Consider the following 17,355-nt stretch of genomic DNA (forward strand, 5'->3'; position numbering starts at 1 on the left):
ATGGATGCGGTAACGCAAGCCCTCTATGATGCGGCCCAAAAGGTGCGCAAGCATGCTCACGTGCCTTATTCGGACTTTCCAGTTGGCGCGGCAATTTTGGCGGACGACGGAAATGTGTATGCAGGCTGCAATATTGAAAACGCAGCTTACCCACAAGGGTCGTGCGCGGAAGCTTCCGCAATTTCAGCCATGGTTGGTGCGGGTGCCAAAAAGATCCACCGAATCTTCGTCATCGGTAAGGGTGTCGATCCTGTGACGCCCTGCGGCGGATGCCGACAACGCATTCGGGAATTTGCAACCGCTGACACGGTGATTATCTGCACGGGAGAGGACGGCGACGCGAAAAGCTACACAATGAACGAGATTCTGCCGGATAGTTTTGGACCTGAAAGCTTGGAGGCGGTTAAATGAGCGAAGCCGCTGCAAATGCAGAAATTATACATGATCATGCAGGAGACGCGCCGATTGAAGTCGCGCTTGTCTTAGGTTCGGGCCTTTCAGGCGTTGGTGACCTGCTCGAAGAGCGTGTTGAGATCAAATATCAAGAGCTTGTTGGGTTTCCAACAGGTGGCGTTTCTGGCCACGGCAAGTCTCTCCTCATTGGCAACTTGAGTGGCAAGCGAATTGCTATCCTGACGGGGCGTGCGCACTATTATGAGGAAGGGCGAGCGGATGTAATGCGCCCCGCGCTTGAAACTCTGCGCGAAGTCGGGGTGAAGACACTCCTGCTCACCAATTCTGCCGGTTCGTTGGAAAAAGACATACCGCCGGGCGAATTGATGATGATTTCTGATCACATCAATTATAACGGTTTCAACCCGCTGATCGGCGAGCCAACAGACGACCGTTTTGTAAATATGGTCGATGCTTATGATCCTCAATTGCGCAAGCTGGCTACCGGGATTGCCGACGATTTATGGCTGACCTTGAAAGAAGGGGTCTATGCTTGGTATTCTGGACCAACGTTTGAAACGCCCGCCGAGATCAACATGATCAAAGGCTTTGGTGCGAATGCGGTTGGCATGTCTACCGTACCAGAAGCCATATTGGCTCGATTTTTGGGCATGCGGGTTTGGGCTTGTTCATCAATAACAAATATGGGCGCGGGATTGTCCGACGAGAATATCTCGCATCAGCACACCAAAGAAATGGCGCTGAAAGGCGCAAAAAAACTTGAGCAATTGCTTGAGAGATTGGTAGGGGAACTATGACCCTTAAGGCAGTAGATTTGGGCGCACATAACCATAATCATCAGCGCAATCCTGGTTTCGACTTGGATCTTGGGTGGATGCGCCAAGTGCGGATGAACCGCTCAGCGCTTGAGCGTCGTGCTTCAACGATCGGCACCCGGCGCTCTGTCAAAAAACAGTGGCAGGCTGCTTGGCTTTTGCGCGCAATCACGTTCATTGATCTAACAACGCTAAATGGCGACGACAGCGCGGGCCGCGTTGAGCGCCTTTGCGCCAAAGCCCGTCAGCCTGTCCGACCTGAGATCCTGAAGGCGCTGGGCGCTGATGGACTAAAGGTAAACCCTGGCGCGGTCTGCGTTTACCACAATTTTGTCGAAACAGCCGTTAATGCACTTAAGGGCACGGGCATTCCAGTGGCAGCGGTTTCCACTGGCTTCCCTGCAGGTCTGACCCCGTTTGAAACACGCATCAAAGAAGTTGAGGCATCCGTTGCCGCTGGAGCCAAAGAAATCGACGTGGTGATTGAACGTCACCATGTTTTGAATGGTGATTGGCAAGCCCTCTACGATCAAATGAAAGCATTCCGCGAAGCATGCGGTGAAGCGCATTTGAAAACCATTTTGGGAACTGGCGAGTTAGCCACCCAAACCAATGTGGCAAAGGCTTCTCTTGTTTGCATGTTGGCTGGCGCGGATTTCATCAAAACGTCAACGGGCAAAGAAAAAGTCAATGCAGATCTGCAGACCTCGCTGTCCATGATCCGTATGATCCGATGGTTCCACGAAGAAACAGGCATTGAAATTGGTTACAAGCCTGCCGGCGGAATCTCCAAAGCCAAAGACGCGCTGACATTTATGGCGCTGATGAAGGAAGAATTGGGCGACAACTGGTTGCAGCCACATCTGTTCCGTTTCGGCGCGTCCAGCCTCTTGACCGATATTGAAAGACAACTCGAACACAACGCGACAGGTCGCTACTCAGCTGACTATCGCCAGCCAATGGTTTAGGACAATGAACATTCCTGAGATTTTCAAAAACCTTGAATATGGTCCTGCGCCTGAAGGTGATGAGCAAGCGGTTGCTTGGCTAGATAGTCACGGGCGTAAGTTCGGAAGCTTTATTGATGGCACCTTCACGAAGCCCGGAAAAGGCTTTGCCACAATCAATCCAGCCAATGGCAAAGAACTGGCGCAAATTACGCAAAGCACGAAGGCAGACCTTGATCGTGCCTTAAAAGCTGCGCGTAAGGCAACAGGGCCATGGCAGGCCTTGTCCGGTTTTGAACGGGCAAAATACCTTTATGCAATTGCACGTCAGGTGCAGAAACACGCCCGCTTGTTTGCAGTGCTTGAAACGATGGACAACGGCAAACCGATCCGCGAAAGCCGAGATATTGATGTTCCGCTTGTCGCCCGTCATTTCTATCACCATGCAGGCTGGGCACAACATATTGAACGCGAGTTCCCAGATCATCAGCCCTATGGCGTTTGTGGCCAAGTGATCCCATGGAATTTCCCGTTGTTGATGATGGCGTGGAAGATCGCGCCTGCACTGGCAGCTGGTAACACCGTTGTGCTTAAACCTGCGGAGTTTACTTCGCTTACAGCACTGCTGTTCGCTGAAATTTGCCGCGAAATTGATCTTCCACCCGGTGTTGTGAATATCGTCACGGGCGATGGCGAAGTCGGCGCTGCGATCATGGACCACCCGGATATCGACAAAGTTGCCTTTACCGGGTCAACAGGCGTAGGCAAAGCCATTCGCAAAGCAACCGCCGGTTCAGGCAAAGGCATTTCGCTGGAACTAGGCGGCAAGTCGCCATTTATCGTTTTTGAAGATGCGGACATTGATAGCGCCGTTGAAGGTCTGGTCGACGCAATATGGTTTAATCAGGGTCAGGTTTGCTGCGCGGGTTCCCGCCTTTTGGTGCAAGAAAGCATTGAAAAGCGGTTTATCAAAAAACTCAAAGCCCGCATGGCGAAGCTGCGCATTGGTGACCCGTTAGACAAGGCGATTGATATTGGTGCGCTGATTGCGCCTATCCAGGTTGAGCGCGTTGCCGAATTGATGAAAAAGGGCGAACAGGAAGGTGCGATAAGATATCAACCGGACGGTGAGCTACCTGCTGATGGCTGCTTCATGAAGCCAACCCTTTTCACAAATGTCAGCCCTGCCAACACAATTGCCAGCGAAGAGGTATTTGGCCCAGTGCTGGTAGCGATGAGTTTCCGCACGCCTGACGAGGCAGTGTCTTTGGCGAACAATTCACTATATGGCCTTGCTGCCAGTGTTTGGAGCGAGAACATCAATCTTGCACTCGATATTGCACCTCGCGTGAAGGCAGGCATTGTTTGGATAAACTCAACCAACCAATTTGATGCAGCTTGTGGTTTTGGTGGCTACAAAGAAAGCGGGTTTGGTCGAGAGGGTGGTAAAGAAGGCATGGCAGCCTATTTGCGCCCCACTTGGGAAACTAAGCTCAAAGCCCTGCCAGCATCGCAAAAACCAGTTGCGCCAAAGCTATTTGAAACAGACGGTATTGACCGCACAGCAAAACTCTATGTGGGTGGCAAACAGTCTCGTCCAGATGGTGGCTATGCCCGTGCGATAACCGGACCTGATGGCAAACTGATCGCCGAAGTTGGAGAAGGTAACCGGAAAGACATCCGCAATGCGGTTGAAGCAGCCCGAAGTGCGCTCGGCTGGGGCAACAAAACTGCTCACTTGCGTTCGCAAATCCTATATTACATGGGCGAAAATCTAGACTATCGAAAAGCTGAGTTTGCTGACCGCATTCGCGCCATGACAGGTGCTAGTGTTGGTGCTGCAAAAAAAGAAGTCGACCAAACCATTGAACGTCTGTTTGCCTTTGCAGGATGGGCTGATAAATATGATGGGGCGGTTCACAATCCCCCGACGCGTGCCATGACCGTCGCGATGGTTGAGCCAATTGGTGTGATCGGCATAACAGCGCCAGACGAAGCGCCGTTGCTCGGCGCGATCTCGCTGCTCGCCCCTGCCATTGCCATGGGCAATACGGCGGTGCTGATCCCATCAGAGCATTCTCCTTTGGCTATGACAGACTTCTACCAGATTTTGGAAACATCCGATTTGCCAGGTGGCGTTGTAAACATTGTCACAGGCGAAAAAGAGAGCCTTACCAACACCCTGGTTGAGCATGATGGTGTGGATGCCCATTTCTATGTCGGCGACGCAGCTGGCGGAAAACGGGTTGAGGAAATGTCTATCCACAATCTCAAACAAACTTGGACCAACAAGGGCAAAGCGATTGATTGGGCAGACAAGTCTGTTTGTGAAGGCGAGTACTTCATGGCAAGGTCCACCCAGGTGAAAAATGTGTGGGTGCCGTACGGCGCATAAAAAATATGGAAGGGCAGAAGTGATGTCGGAAAAGGTTGTCGTTGAAAATATCAACCACCCTGGCAAATCTGAGCGCGTAGATGCAGCGAAATATGCTGCCATGAAAAAAGCGATGCTCGCCGTTCTACCGACAAAAGAGCCCGGTATGAAGGCGGGTGACGTGGTCGAAGCGGTCAAACCACATCTGCCAGAAGAACTTTTCCCTGGCGGTAAAACAGCGGGTTGGTGGGTAAAGTGCGTGCAGCTCGACCTAGAAGCAAAACAAGTTATCAAACGAGCCGACAAGCCGCCAGTTCGGTTGTACAAATTGTAAAGTAGTGCCAAATGGTCTTTCTGCCCCAAGAAGTAATTGCAAAAAAGCGTGACGGAGAGAAGCTTTCCCGAGAGGAGATATTGTACTTCATCGCCGGACTGAACAATGGCACTGTGAAGCACGAGCAAGCCGCGGCACTCGCGATGGCGATCTATTTCCAAAATATGGATCTAGAAGAACGCATTTCGCTAACTGAGGCTATGCGCGATAGCGGCGAAGTTCTTGACTGGTCGGACTTTGATGGCCCAATTTTAGACAAGCACTCAACCGGTGGTGTTGGCGACAATGTGTCTTTGATGTTGGCGCCGATCTGGGCGGCTGTTGGTGCGAACGTGCCGATGATCTCAGGTCGCGGTTTGGGACACACGGGTGGAACGCTAGATAAATTTGATGCGATTCCGGGATATACCACTTCGCCGGATAATGCGCTTTTTCGGCAGGTTGTTCGCGAAGTCGGTTGTGCCATTATTGGTCAAACGACGGATTTAGCGCCGGCAGATAAGATCATGTATGGCATTCGCGACGTCACGGCGACAGTTGAAAATGTCTCATTAATCACCTCATCAATCCTATCAAAGAAATTAGCCGCCGGATTGGATGCGCTTGTTCTTGATGTGAAAGTTGGTACAGGCGCATTTATGCGAACAGCAGATGATGCGGACGAACTTGCCAATAGCCTGGTGAAAGTTGCAAATGGAGCAGGGGTGAAAACTTCCGCTCTTATCACTGACATGAACGAACCTTTGGCCAGCGCTGCAGGCAATGCCCTTGAAGTGCGCAATGCCGTCGAATTCTTGTCAGGCGCGCATCAGGACAATCGTCTATTGGACGTCACAATAGAATTGGCGGCCCTAGGTCTTGGGCTGGCCGGCCTAGAAAGTGACATGGATACGGCGCGCAGCAAATGCTTAAACGCCTTGAATAGCGGCGCTGCAGCCGAAAAATTCGGCCAAATGGTTTCCCTGCTGGGCGGACCGGTCGATTTTGTCGAGAACTATGATAATCACCTGCCAGTTGCGCCGATTGTAAGAGATGTGTTCGCAGAGCGGGAAGCACAAGTTCGTGCAATTGATGCAAAGGGTGTCGGCATGGCTGTTGTGGTGCTCGGTGGCGGGCGGAAAACACCAACCGATCAATTGGATTACGCGGTGGGATTTGACCAAATTGCGCCGATTGGGACAAATTTGAGCAAAGATGTGCCAATTGCCCGCCTACATGCAGCCGACGAAGCTAGCGCCGCAGAGGCGTCAGCGCGCCTGCGGCATGCCTATCAACTAGATGGTGAGCAAGAGGCGCATGAGCTGTTTCATGGTTTGATCACCGCCTAGGCGGCGACAAGCGTCATAATTCAAATGGAGGCCAATATGCCCCGTGTAATATTGTGTGTTCTTGATAGTTTTGGCATTGGCGGTGCACCCGACGCAGCCGAGTACGGCGACGAGGGCTCAAATACGCTCGGGCATATCGCTGCTTTTTGCGCCGCTGGTAAGGGTAATCAAGATGGATTGCGCAATGGGCCCTTGCGTATCCCAAATATGGATATGCTTGGCTTGGGTCAAGCTGCAAAAGCAGCTAGTGGAGAGTTGCCAATTGGTCTGAGTGGTGACCACAAAGCGGGCGTCTGGGCGCATGCCAAAGAAGTTTCCAAGGGAAAAGACACGCCCTCGGGACATTGGGAAATTGCTGGTGTGCCGGTGCAATTTGACTGGGGTTATTTTCCCGATACAGAACCCACATTTCCACGTAAATTGACGGATGCATTCGTAAAACGCGCGAATTTACCGGGTATTCTTGGAGATAAACACGCCTCCGGTACGTTTGTAATTGCAGAACTTGGCGAAGAGAGTATTCGATCAGGAAAACCGATTTGTTACACGAGCGCTGATAGCGTTTTCCAAATTGCAGCGCACGAAACACATTTTGGTTTGGATCGATTATATGAGATTTGCGAAATCGCCTATGAATTGGTCAAGCCGTATAACATCGGCCGCGTCATCGCACGACCTTTCGTGGGCGAAACCAGCGATACGTTCGAACGCACTGGCAACAGGCGCGATTTTTCAGTATTGCCGCCAGAACCAACCTTGCTTGATCGCGCAAAGGGAAATGGTCGACAAGTTTTTGCGGTCGGCAAAATATCCGATATTTATGCAGCCCAAGGTGTAACTCACAAGATTAAGGCAAACGGCAACATGAAGCTGTTTGATGCAACACTTGATGCCATGGAGATGGCTCGCGATGGCGATTTGATATTCACCAACTTTGTGGATTTCGATATGCACTTTGGCCATCGGCGTGATGTGCCTGGATATGCCGCTGCGCTTGAACAGTTTGACCAACGCTTGCCAGAAATTATCGCAAAGATGCGCGATGATGATTTACTTGTCTTAACCGCGGATCATGGATGTGATCCGACATGGCAGGGGAACGATCACACGCGAGAGCAGGTGCCGGTTTTATTGTTTTCCCCAACTTTGACCAAAGGATCAAAGGGCGCAAGATCGACTTTTGCTGATATTGGTGAGACAGTGGCGCAATGGCTGAAATTGCCCGCCGGCCCGCACGGCACGGCGTTCTTATAAGAAATCAGAGGCGAAGAATATGGAAAATGTAACGGTTGTTGATCACCCTCTGGTGCAGCACAAGCTTACCATCATGCGTAACAAGGAAACGTCGACGGCAAGCTTTCGGCGGTTGCTACGCGAAATTTCTCATTTGCTTTGCTATGAGATTACGCGTGACCTTGAACTTGAAGATATCGATATTGAAACGCCAATTCAGCCAATGAAATCGCCGAAGCTCAAGGGCAAGAAACTGGTATTTGCTTCGATTTTGCGTGCTGGCAATGGCCTGTTGGAAGGCATGCTGGATCTGGTGCCATCTGCTCGCGTGTCTCACATTGGTCTCTACCGCGATCCCGAAAGTTTGGAGGCAATTGAATATTACTTCAAAGCGCCGACAGATGTTGCAGATCGACTAGTCGTTGTGGTTGACCCAATGCTCGCCACTGCGAACTCTGCGATCACTGCTGTAGATCGGATCAAGCGTCGCGGAGCGGACAATCTAAGATTTTTGTGTCTGTTGGCTGCACCAGAGGGCATTAAGGCGTTTCAAAAAGCACATCCAGATGTGCCGATTTTTACCGCCGCGATTGACGAACAGCTCAATGAAAAAGGTTATATCGTTCCTGGTTTAGGTGATGCGGGCGACCGCATGTATGGCACACGATAGGGGAGTATCATGAATGCCTCTGATTTGCTTGGTGAATGGAGACTTGTTAGCGCAGAGTTGACCACCAAAGGCTCAACCACAAGCATCTATGATCCAAAGTGGGAGTTTGTGAAGATCTTCACGCAGACGCACTTTGCGTTTTTAACGCGCCTGCCCGAGGATCGCGCTCCCTTTTCAGCAGAGGCAACCGATGCGGAGCTGCTGCGCGGCGCAAAATCTTTCAATGCAGGCGGTGGACGGTATGATCTAGCAGGAGCTGACTATATCGAGCACATTCAATATTGCAGTTACCCGAATTATGAAGGGCAGTCGATTGCCTTCAAGCTCACATTCGTCGACGGTGTTCTGACGCAAGAGGGGATCTATCCCCTCAAGCGGCTCGGTTTTGGCGATACAGATGGATATCTGGTCGAGTCTTACGAACGGCTATGACTTTGCAGCCAAAGGCATGCCCAACGCAATCAGCTCTTTACGTGCTTGATCCGCATTTTCAAAGTGTACAGTTTTCATTCCCATGTGGCGGGCAGCAGCAATATTAGGATAGCTATCGTCAATTAAGACGCATTGATCAGCTGCTAGGCTATAGCGATCCAAAAAGCACGCGAAGATGCGGTAATCTGGTTTTATCAACCGCTCGTTTCCAGATACGACAATGCCATCAAATTTCCGCAAGAACGCATACTTCTCCAAACACTCATGGAACTTTTCGCGTGAGAAATTGGTAATGGCAAAAGTTGGTATATTTGCCGCGATCAACTCCTCTTGAATTGCAATTGTACCCTGATGAACACCAGCGATCATTTCGTGCCAACGACGATCGAAAGCCGAGATTTGATCGAAATATTGCGGGAACTGATTAGTTTTCTCCTGGATGCCTTCGGCATAGGATTTGCCAGCGTCAAACTCGATGTTCCACATACCTGTGCAAACATGATCATAGAACCACTGTGCATCTTCTTCAGTGTCAAATAGCTTTCGGAACAAATACATAGGGTTCCAGTCAATAAAGACGCCGCCCAGATCAAAGACCGGGATCAAATAGTCAGACATAAATCTGTTCCGTTTTTTCGGGTGAGTTAGGCTTAGTTTATTGTGATTTCCGCATCAAAGCGAGGTCGAAAGTAGTAGGTGCGGCTTAGCGTGAAGCCCGATTTGAACATAAAATCGACAATCGGCGTCCACTGAACTGTTGCTTCGCCAACAATTAGGTACTTCTTTTTCGACTGATTGTTTATCTCTTTTGGGACCGAGAATGTTGAATTCTTAGGGTGCGCGCTTCCGCCATTGAAGCCTTCACTCCACCTCACTTTCGCTTTGCCATTTTTGTCGACATAAATGCTGGTCACGACTTGCTGCAAAGTCGCTGAGGGATAGGGTTCCATGGTGAATTGAGCGGCTTGAAAATAGTCTTGCAGCGTAGCATTGGGCAACGAACCGTCGGCACGTGCGACCAAATCCGCTACCGAGCCGGCAACTACGGCCAGCCGGCGATCCATAATGATTAACCGGCTTACCTCGGCGGTTCCAATATAGGTAAACAACAGCGCAGGTAGGATGAGTGCAAACTCAACTGCCGCAACCGCGGACGTTTCGCGTCTAAAGCGCTTGAGTTGTTTTATAATACTCTTGACCAAGACTCTCATCAGAATGGCTCGTTCATGAATACACGTGCAGCCGAAATAACAGTCGCGCTGCCATATTTTGAAAAACCAAAGTCAAAGCCTAAGAAAGTATTCCACTTATAATAGGCTTCTACCAGTATGACTTGGCGAGAATTACCTGGATCAAATTTCTCGTTTAAGATCCAATCCCCATTTTCATCCACAGGTGGACTAGTGTTTGCTGCAGAGAACGATCCAATTGGTCGAGTGCGCAACTTGATGTCTGGGCAGTTGATTAGGCCAAATGTATGCTGACAAATCTCGTTCCGAAAATCAGCGGCGTTGTAGCTTTTTGCATCGCCAACCAAAATTGCGCGCGATGCATCGTCGACGGCGCTATCAAATACTTGGCTGCCTAGTAAGAACATACCTGTTTCCAGGATGGCTCCAATTAACGCGAAAAACGGAAATGCGAGCAAGGCAAACTCAATCGCTGTCGCCCCTTCTTCGCGGCGAGCGATATTTTTTGCAGATCGTACAAACAATGTTCGAAAGTTCGTGATCAAGGCGTAATCCAATTCCAAATGCCTGCAGGCGTTTTCAAGCATTATCGATCAAGAACATTACTGTTCTCTTGAAAAACAAACTCGAATGCGTAGGGAAATGGCTCTTAACTACCAGAATCCTTGCCAACCGATGCTGCTTCTTTGTGCGACTTAGCAACATCTGAGACAAAATCGGGATGGTCGCCGCCAAGTGCCATTGGCTGGCAATTTGGTGCGCATGAAACCGAGGTCTTTGCGCTACCCATAAAAACAGTCACTAAACTAGAACTGTCCGCGCCCACATTGATAATGAGATCGGCAATCGGATTTCCAACGGCATCAAGCGCAATCAAGTTAGTAGACCCATAACCCTTGCCCGTCAGAACAAGTGTTTGTGGATCTTGTATCGTCGCATCTGCGATAACTGGGTTACCGATCACAACGGTAGACGCTGCCGATGGCAGGCGAAGAATGCGCGCCATATTCATCATGACGCTGATCTCATTTTGCGTTTCCGCAGCATATGATGCGGTTGCAATTGTGATCCCCAAAACACCTGCGCTTAACTGAGCGACAAATTTTGCAAAGGCCATGATTTACCTAACTGTAACTATAAACTCATTCCCAAGATGCACAATAATGGTGAACAAATGGCAAATGCACCCAATTCATCGTCTATATATAATAGTTAGCAGGAATTGGACGTTTCTTGGTGCGGGGTAAGCTTGGTGAGGTAAATATTTGTTAACCATGAATAGTAATAATGTAGTAATCATAAGTAATGGCAGTCGTGTTTGCTAGATAGTGACCTGCCAAATTAACACTATTTCAAGAAAGCAAGCATAAGTTGGTCCATGAGTTCGATGGTGAGGATCGGACAGTTTTAATTGTCACGTCGTGGCAAGGAGCAAGGAGCAACAAAATGACTTTGGTAAAAAAGTTTCTTAAAGACGAGTCTGGCGCGACCGCAATTGAATACGGTCTAATCGCTGCACTTATTTCAGTGGTAATCATTGGCGCTGCAACAGCAATGGGCGGTCAGCTCAAGTCTGTGTTTGAAAGCATCACAACAGCCATGACACCAGCTGCATAATTTGTTGCCGTCGACAGACGGAGCATCTTATGGATGTATTAAAGAGGGGCTTTGCCCCTCTTTTTTTGTTTTGTGGTTGGTTAGTTTACTCCGGTCTAACCATTAACAAGTAAAAGCGAGTGCAAAACAGAATAAGAGAAAAGGTCATACGGCATGATAAATGCAATTTTGGCGATAGTATTTCCCACGCTTATGGCGTTTTCAGCCGCCTATGATCTTCTAACCATGCGCATTCCAAATTGGATATCGGCAGCACTCATTGTTGGTTTTCTGGTTTGCGCACTCTTTATTGGCATGCCTTTGATGGAAATCGGATACCACTTCGCGGTCGGTGTCGCGGTGCTCATTGTAGCATTCTTGCTGTTCATTCCTGGCTGGATTGGTGGTGGAGATGCCAAACTGGCTGCCGCAATTGGCCTTTGGATGGGTACTGGCTCTGCAATCGAGTTTGTGGGCTACTCAGCATTCTTTGGCGGCGTCCTTACCTTTGCCATACTGCTGTTTCGCTGGAAATTCCCCGTATCGTGGCTTCCTAAGGCGAATTGGATCTTGCGCTTGCACGACAAAACAGTAGGCGTTCCATACGGCATAGCGCTCGCTGCGGGCGCCATGGTCGTTTATGCGGATACGCCTATCTTTGCAGCACTGCTTGGAACCGCCTAGCAATTCATCTAACTCATTGACGTTATTTAGTTTCTATTAACACTAATTCAAAAGGGTCGGTTAACCAAGTTTTGACCCTTTGGCCCGATACTGCTCCAAAAGCTTTGCGCATTTTCTGTGCTTTGTTGTGTCCAAACCGGGGTGTAAGTGTAATGAAACCGGCGCGTTTAATACTTTTAGCAGTCGCACTTGGTGCAGGTGGCCTAGCTGCTTTTTTTGCCGTCAATAGCGGCCCCAAAGAATCGACAGTGCAAGTTGCAGAGCCTGTGGTTGAGCGCATGAAGGTGCTTATTGCCAATCAGACTATTGGTGTAGGGCAACGCATTTCACCAGACATGCTTGAATGGCAAGCGTGGCCAGAAGATGCCGTTCGGCCCGAATATGTGACCAGCGAGGCTATGCCGGATGCGGACACTCAACTTGATGGTGTGGTTGCAAGGTTTGAAATCTTTACCGGTGAGCCAATCCGCGAAGCGAAACTGGTTCGGGCAGACCAGGGATATCTATCCGCCGTTATTGGACAAGGAATGCGTGGGGTTTCAGTTGAAGTCTCCGCCGTGTCTGGCGCCGGTGGCTTTATTGTTCCAAACGATCGCGTGGATGTCATCGTGACGCAACCAACTGCCTTTGGCGATGTATCTCAGACAATTTTGACCAATGCGCGTGTTTTGGCGCTTGGCTCAAGGCTTGGTGAAAAAGGTTCCACAGGTGAAGTTTCCGAAGAAGGCGAAGTATTTGAAGACGATACGATCGCAACTCTTGAATTAACGCCGGCGCAAGCAGAGACCATCGTTAACGCGCAGAAGGTCGGCGAGCTTTCGCTTGTTCTCCGCTCGATCGTTGATTTTGCAGACGGACCTGCCGCAGATGCGACGGGCAACGATTCAACGATCCAACTAATCCGTGCAGGGCAGTCGGTTTCGGCAAAGGTCAGCATTCCCGGCGATAGTGGGCAAGTAGATGCGATGCCAACATCTGCAATTCAGCAGCCTATTTTTATGAACACAACTAGTAATAGTACGAGCCAGAATTATGGCAACAACGCCGGCAGTGGTTCGACCCCGCCGCCGTTGCAATAGGAGTAGTTAAGAGATGTCAAAGACTTGTTCCTTTGCAGCAAACAAAAGCAGAATGCCCAACATTGCGCGCACGACGGCCGCAATGATGCTGATGCTGTTGACGTTGTTGGCTTTGATGCCAAGCGCGATTGCCGCGCCGGGCTATTTACGCATATCGCAAAATCAAATCGGTAAAGAGCATCGTGTTGAAATTGGGTTGAACAAGTCTCTTGTGGTTGAACTTCCCGCTTCAGCGAAGGAAGTAATTGTCTCCAACCCAGGCGTCGTTTCCGCGGTTGTTCGTACAAAGCGGCGCGCAATTATTCAGGGCGTTAGCTTAGGTGAAGCGAACAACTTGTTCCTAAACGAGCGCGGCACACCAATTGCGGTGCTTGATGTAACCGTTCAGCAATCTAGCAAAGGATTGCAAGCAACAATCGGGCGCTTGCTACCTGGCAGCAATATTGATGTCCAAACATTGAACGGAAAACTAGTCCTATCCGGAACAGCCCGTAGTGCTGACGATGTCGCAAAGGCAGTGGCCATTGCCGGTCAGTTCACGGAAGAAGGGGCAGAGTCGGTTGCCAACATCATCAAAGTTGATGGTGCGCAACAAGTTATGCTCAAGGTGACCGTGGCAGAAGTTCAGCGTGAGACTGTTAAACAATTGGGCATCGATCTGAACACAACATTGAGTGTTGGCGGTCTGTCGACAACAGTTGTGACAGCACCAGGTTTGGGCGGCGTTTCCAATGTCGTTGCACCAAATTCTGCAAAAACAGGCTTCTCACTTGGCAGCTTGTCGGTTGAGGCAACAATTCGTGCGCTTGAACGGCGCGGTGCAATTCGTATGCTTGCGGAACCAGTTCTCACCGCTATCTCCGGGGCAGAAGCTGAATTCCTCGCCGGCGGCGAATTCCCTGTACCTGTTGGTTATGACCCAGTTGATGGCACCATTGAATACGAGTTTAAGAAGTTTGGCATCGAGCTGAATTTCAAACCGACTGTTCATACAGGCAATGAGATTTCAATGGACGTGGAAACGAAGGTCTCAGAAATCAACGCTGAGGGTGGCTATTCTGCTGGTCCAGTGAATATTCCGGCCATCAAGCAGCGCAATGCCAAGACATCAGTTCGACTTCGGGCAGGGTCAACATTGGCAATCGCTGGATTGATTGAAGAAGATCAGAGGCAGCGATTCAATGAGCTACCGGGTCTAGGTAAAATTCCGATTTTGGGAACTTTGTTTAGATCGCGGGACTTTGTGCGCTCGGAATCTGAACTGTTGGTTTTGGTAACGCCTTATCTAGCAGAGGAGGGCCACCGCCAAGATTACACTCTGCCAACTGACAATTTCACGATGTCGGACGACGCTTCCACCTATTTCTTAGGTCACATGGAAAAAATGTACGGCGTCGGCGACCAAAAGAACGGCAACCTGCAAGGCTCTATTGGCTTTGTGTTGGACTAGTAGCCACGGATTGAATTTGGAGTATCTAAATGAGTGAGTATGACAACGATCCGAATGCAATAGACGACGCGTCCATTGCGGGTGCACGTCTTGTGCCGCACATTACGATCCAAGCGTTTTGCGAAAATGCAAAAACCGCGCAGACGATCGAGCAAGCGGTTTCAGATCGCCGCATGAACAAGGTTGCGCTCACAACCCACAATGGTGGCATCAGCGCAGCAATTGAGGTCTATCGGGTCAATCCGACACCAAACTTGATTGTTCTTGAATCGACCTTGGCGGCAGAAGAATTGATCGATAGCCTAGACGAGTTGGCAGGTGTCTGTGACGCATCTACCAAGGTGATTGTCATCGGCCATCAAAACGATGTGGAGCTATACAGAAAGCTCATCCGTTTTGGTGTTTCAGAATATCTCGTGATGCCGTTCGCGAGCAGTGCTCTGGTTGATACAATTTCTGAACAGTTTGCTGGTGAGGGCGCAGCCCCAATTGGCCGCACAATTGCCTTCCTGTCTGCAAAAGGTGGCGCAGGCTCGTCTACGCTGGCGCACAATACAGCTTGGGCAATTTCTCAAACAGTGCGTCGTGATGTTTTGATATTGGACATGGATCTGCCATTCGGCACCGCGGGTTTGAACTATAACCAAGAGCCGCCTCACGGTCTTGCGGACGCAGTGTTCTCAAATGATGTGGTTGACGACGTTGTCATCGATCGGCTGATGTCGAAATGTGCGAACCACGTAAACTTGTTAACTGCACCAGGCACGCTAGATCGTGACTACGATTTCGATGAACGCTCCTTTGAGCAGATCGTCGAGATTTGCCAGAATAATGTGCCGTTGGTGGTTCTCGACTTGCCGCATGCCTGGAATGGTTGGATTCGACACACCCTGTCTACTGTTGATGAAATTGTTGTCGTTGCCGAACCAGATTTGGCCAACTTAAGAAACACCAAGACAATTCTGGATAAACTGAAAGAATTGCGCCCCGATGAGGCCGATCCAATTCTGCTTCTGAACAAAGTCGGTATCGCGAAACGGCCAGAAATTGCCGCGGCTGAATTTGGCGCGTCAATAGATTCAGAGTGCTTTGCGCAAATCCAATTTGATCCGGCGTTGTTTGGCTCTGCGGCAAATAATGGCCAAATGATTGCGGAAGTAAATGCGTCACACAAGGTCAATGAGGTTTTCACAAATCTCGCGCTCAAGACAAGCGGACGTTCGCTCAATGAATATGGACAACAAGGTGGGGTTCTACCGGGTTTGTTGAAGAAATTGAAACTCGCTTAGCGGTAAAATGAACGGGTAAGGCAGTATATGTTTGGGAAACGCACAAGCTTTGGGGGCAATACGAATGGCGCGGCGCCACAAAAGCCAGCGCCAGCCGCTACACCTGCGCCAAAAGCGCCAACGGCTCGAACGCCTGCGCCAACCGCTCAAAAAACTAAGCCACCAGTTCGAGAGCCCAAAGAGCAGGTGATGGATGTCGACGGCGAGGTTAAAAATCGTGGCGTTGACAGTGAGTATTTCAAAACCAAATCGTCAGTCTTTAATGCGCTAATTGACAGCATCGACCTTAGCCAACTGGCGACGATGGAAATTGAATCTGCTCGCGAAGAAATCCGCGACATCGTATCCGAGATCATTGCCCTCAAATCGATTGTAATGTCCATATCTGAGCAGGAAGATTTGCTCGAAGATATTTGTAACGATGTCCTTGGATATGGTCCTCTTGAACCGCTTCTCGCACGCGATGATATCGCCGACATTATGGTCAACGGTGCTGCAACAACATACATTGAAGTGAACGGCAAGGTGCGTCTGACCAATGTGCGGTTCCGCGACAATGCGCATCTGATGAATGTTTGCCAACGCATTGTGAGCCAAGTCGGTCGTCGCGTTGATGAATCAAGTCCAATATGTGATGCGCGTCTACCTGATGGCTCACGTGTAAACGTAATTGGTCCGCCATTGGCAATTGATGGTGCAGCGCTCACCATTCGTAAGTTTAAGAAAGACAAGCTGACACTTGAGCAACTAACCAAGTTTGGCTCGATTTCTCCTGACGGTGCTCAGATTCTGCAAATCTTAGGTAAAGTTCGGGCAAACGTTTTGATCTCCGGCGGTACGGGCTCTGGTAAGACGACCCTTTTGAACTGTCTGACTGCGTTTATTGAGTCTGACGAGCGGATTATCACGTGCGAAGATAGTGCTGAGCTTCAGCTCCAACAACCGCATGTTGTCCGCTTGGAAACTCGACCGCCCAACCTTGAAGGGGAAGGTGAGATCACCATGCGTGATCTCGTCAAGAACTGCTTGCGGATGCGTCCAGAGCGGATCATCGTTGGTGAGGTGCGTGGCCCAGAAGCGTTTGATTTGCTTCAAGCGATGAACACCGGTCACGATGGCTCGATGGGGACATTGCACGCCAACTCGCCGCGTGAAGCTTTGTCTCGTCTTGAATCGATGATTACAATGGGTGGCTATTCGCTTCCTTCCCGCACGATCCGTGAAATGATCGTTTCCTCCGTTGATGTCGTTGTTCAGGCAGCGCGTTTGCGTGATGGTTCTCGACGTATCACTCATGTGTCAGAAATCATGGGCATGGAGGGTGATGTGATCGTCACCCAAGATATCTTTGTTTATGACATTGTTGGCGAAGATGCGAACGGAGACCTGATTGGGCGACACCGCTCAACCGGTATTACAAAACCGAAATTTGCAGAGCGCGCCCGTTATTACGGCGAAGAGTTGAACCTAGTAGAAGCGCTTGAGCGTGCCAATTCCGAAAATGTGGGGGCCGCGTAGAC

Annotated in this window: 19 protein-coding genes; 15 read left to right on the plus strand and 4 right to left on the minus strand. The window is 49.9% G+C overall.

Annotated elements, in window-relative coordinates:
* From QQL65_RS08390 to QQL65_RS08430, 9 genes are read left to right on the plus strand one after another with little or no spacing between them, the layout of a single operon-like run.
* The gene (locus QQL65_RS08390; RefSeq protein WP_284363587.1) at nucleotides 1–411 is read left to right on the plus strand and encodes a cytidine deaminase; all 411 of its coding nucleotides are present in this window, start codon (nucleotides 1–3) and stop codon (nucleotides 409–411) included.
* Nucleotides 408–1,211, plus strand: coding sequence for a purine-nucleoside phosphorylase (locus QQL65_RS08395; protein WP_284363588.1), 804 nt, complete (start codon nucleotides 408–410; stop codon nucleotides 1,209–1,211). The genes QQL65_RS08390 and QQL65_RS08395 overlap by 4 nt, the downstream gene beginning before the upstream one ends.
* Nucleotides 1,208–2,197 (plus strand): deoxyribose-phosphate aldolase, encoded by a 990-nt coding sequence (gene deoC / locus QQL65_RS08400; protein ID WP_284363589.1) that lies wholly within the window; start codon nucleotides 1,208–1,210, stop codon nucleotides 2,195–2,197. Before QQL65_RS08395 ends, deoC begins: the two co-directional genes overlap by 4 nt.
* A gap of 4 nt (nucleotides 2,198–2,201) precedes the next feature.
* Entirely contained in the window at nucleotides 2,202–4,571 is a 2,370-nt protein-coding gene (locus tag QQL65_RS08405) for an aldehyde dehydrogenase family protein (RefSeq protein WP_284363590.1), read from the plus strand.
* A 22-nt stretch (nucleotides 4,572–4,593) separates the two neighbouring features.
* Nucleotides 4,594–4,884, plus strand: coding sequence for a DUF6958 family protein (locus QQL65_RS08410; protein ID WP_284363592.1), 291 nt, complete (start codon nucleotides 4,594–4,596; stop codon nucleotides 4,882–4,884).
* A gap of 11 nt (nucleotides 4,885–4,895) precedes the next feature.
* Nucleotides 4,896–6,212, plus strand: a complete 1,317-nt coding sequence (deoA, locus tag QQL65_RS08415; protein ID WP_284363594.1) for a thymidine phosphorylase — start codon at nucleotides 4,896–4,898, stop codon at nucleotides 6,210–6,212.
* Between the two features lie 36 nt (nucleotides 6,213–6,248).
* Complete coding sequence (locus QQL65_RS08420) at nucleotides 6,249–7,466, plus strand: phosphopentomutase (protein WP_284363595.1); 1,218 nt, start codon at nucleotides 6,249–6,251, stop codon at nucleotides 7,464–7,466.
* Between the two features lie 19 nt (nucleotides 7,467–7,485).
* Nucleotides 7,486–8,115 (plus strand): uracil phosphoribosyltransferase, encoded by a 630-nt coding sequence (gene upp, locus QQL65_RS08425; protein ID WP_284363597.1) that lies wholly within the window; start codon nucleotides 7,486–7,488, stop codon nucleotides 8,113–8,115.
* A 9-nt stretch (nucleotides 8,116–8,124) separates the two neighbouring features.
* On the plus strand, nucleotides 8,125–8,547 hold the full coding sequence (locus QQL65_RS08430) for a lipocalin-like domain-containing protein (protein WP_284363600.1): 423 nt from the start codon (nucleotides 8,125–8,127) through the stop codon (nucleotides 8,545–8,547).
* On the opposite strand, the gene QQL65_RS08435 is transcribed toward QQL65_RS08430, so the two are convergent.
* The 4 genes from QQL65_RS08435 to QQL65_RS08450 form a co-directional block, all read right to left on the minus strand.
* Entirely contained in the window at nucleotides 8,542–9,165 is a 624-nt protein-coding gene (locus tag QQL65_RS08435; RefSeq protein ID WP_284363602.1) for an HAD family hydrolase, read from the minus strand. The genes QQL65_RS08430 and QQL65_RS08435 overlap by 6 nt on opposite strands.
* A 32-nt stretch (nucleotides 9,166–9,197) precedes the next feature.
* Entirely contained in the window at nucleotides 9,198–9,749 is a 552-nt protein-coding gene (locus tag QQL65_RS08440) for a TadE/TadG family type IV pilus assembly protein (RefSeq protein ID WP_284363603.1), read from the minus strand.
* A gap of 8 nt (nucleotides 9,750–9,757) precedes the next feature.
* A complete protein-coding gene (locus QQL65_RS08445; RefSeq protein WP_284363604.1) occupies nucleotides 9,758–10,282 on the minus strand; it encodes a TadE/TadG family type IV pilus assembly protein in 525 nt (174 codons plus the stop codon).
* A gap of 104 nt (nucleotides 10,283–10,386) precedes the next feature.
* Nucleotides 10,387–10,854, minus strand: a complete 468-nt coding sequence (locus QQL65_RS08450) for a pilus assembly protein N-terminal domain-containing protein (protein WP_284363607.1) — start codon at nucleotides 10,852–10,854, stop codon at nucleotides 10,387–10,389.
* Between the two features lie 329 nt (nucleotides 10,855–11,183).
* Here QQL65_RS08450 and QQL65_RS08455 point away from each other — a divergent pair, with 329 nt between their 5' ends.
* The 6 genes from QQL65_RS08455 to QQL65_RS08480 all read left to right on the plus strand — a co-directional run bounded on the left by QQL65_RS08455 (nucleotide 11,184) and on the right by QQL65_RS08480 (nucleotide 17,353).
* On the plus strand, nucleotides 11,184–11,354 hold the full coding sequence (locus QQL65_RS08455) for a Flp family type IVb pilin (protein ID WP_284363609.1): 171 nt from the start codon (nucleotides 11,184–11,186) through the stop codon (nucleotides 11,352–11,354).
* Between the two features lie 153 nt (nucleotides 11,355–11,507).
* Nucleotides 11,508–12,017 (plus strand): A24 family peptidase, encoded by a 510-nt coding sequence (locus QQL65_RS08460; protein WP_284363611.1) that lies wholly within the window; start codon nucleotides 11,508–11,510, stop codon nucleotides 12,015–12,017.
* A 152-nt stretch (nucleotides 12,018–12,169) separates the two neighbouring features.
* Nucleotides 12,170–13,096: a Flp pilus assembly protein CpaB gene (gene cpaB / locus QQL65_RS08465; RefSeq protein WP_284363614.1), complete on the plus strand. Its 927-nt coding sequence runs from the start codon at nucleotides 12,170–12,172 to the stop codon at nucleotides 13,094–13,096.
* A gap of 52 nt (nucleotides 13,097–13,148) precedes the next feature.
* Nucleotides 13,149–14,546 carry a type II and III secretion system protein family protein gene (locus QQL65_RS08470; RefSeq protein ID WP_284363616.1) on the plus strand — a complete coding sequence of 466 codons (1,398 nt, stop codon included), beginning with the start codon at nucleotides 13,149–13,151 and terminating at the stop codon, nucleotides 14,544–14,546.
* A 29-nt stretch (nucleotides 14,547–14,575) separates the two neighbouring features.
* Nucleotides 14,576–15,835, plus strand: a complete 1,260-nt coding sequence (locus tag QQL65_RS08475; RefSeq protein WP_284363617.1) for a CpaE/TadZ family protein — start codon at nucleotides 14,576–14,578, stop codon at nucleotides 15,833–15,835.
* Nucleotides 15,836–15,862: 27 nt separating this feature from the next.
* On the plus strand, nucleotides 15,863–17,353 hold the full coding sequence (locus QQL65_RS08480; protein WP_284363621.1) for a TadA family conjugal transfer-associated ATPase: 1,491 nt from the start codon (nucleotides 15,863–15,865) through the stop codon (nucleotides 17,351–17,353).
* Nucleotides 17,354–17,355 lie beyond the last annotated feature (2 nt).

Origin of the sequence: Maritalea porphyrae, from assembly GCF_030159895.1 — a bacterium.
Lineage (GTDB): Bacteria > Pseudomonadota > Alphaproteobacteria > Rhizobiales > Devosiaceae > Maritalea > Maritalea porphyrae.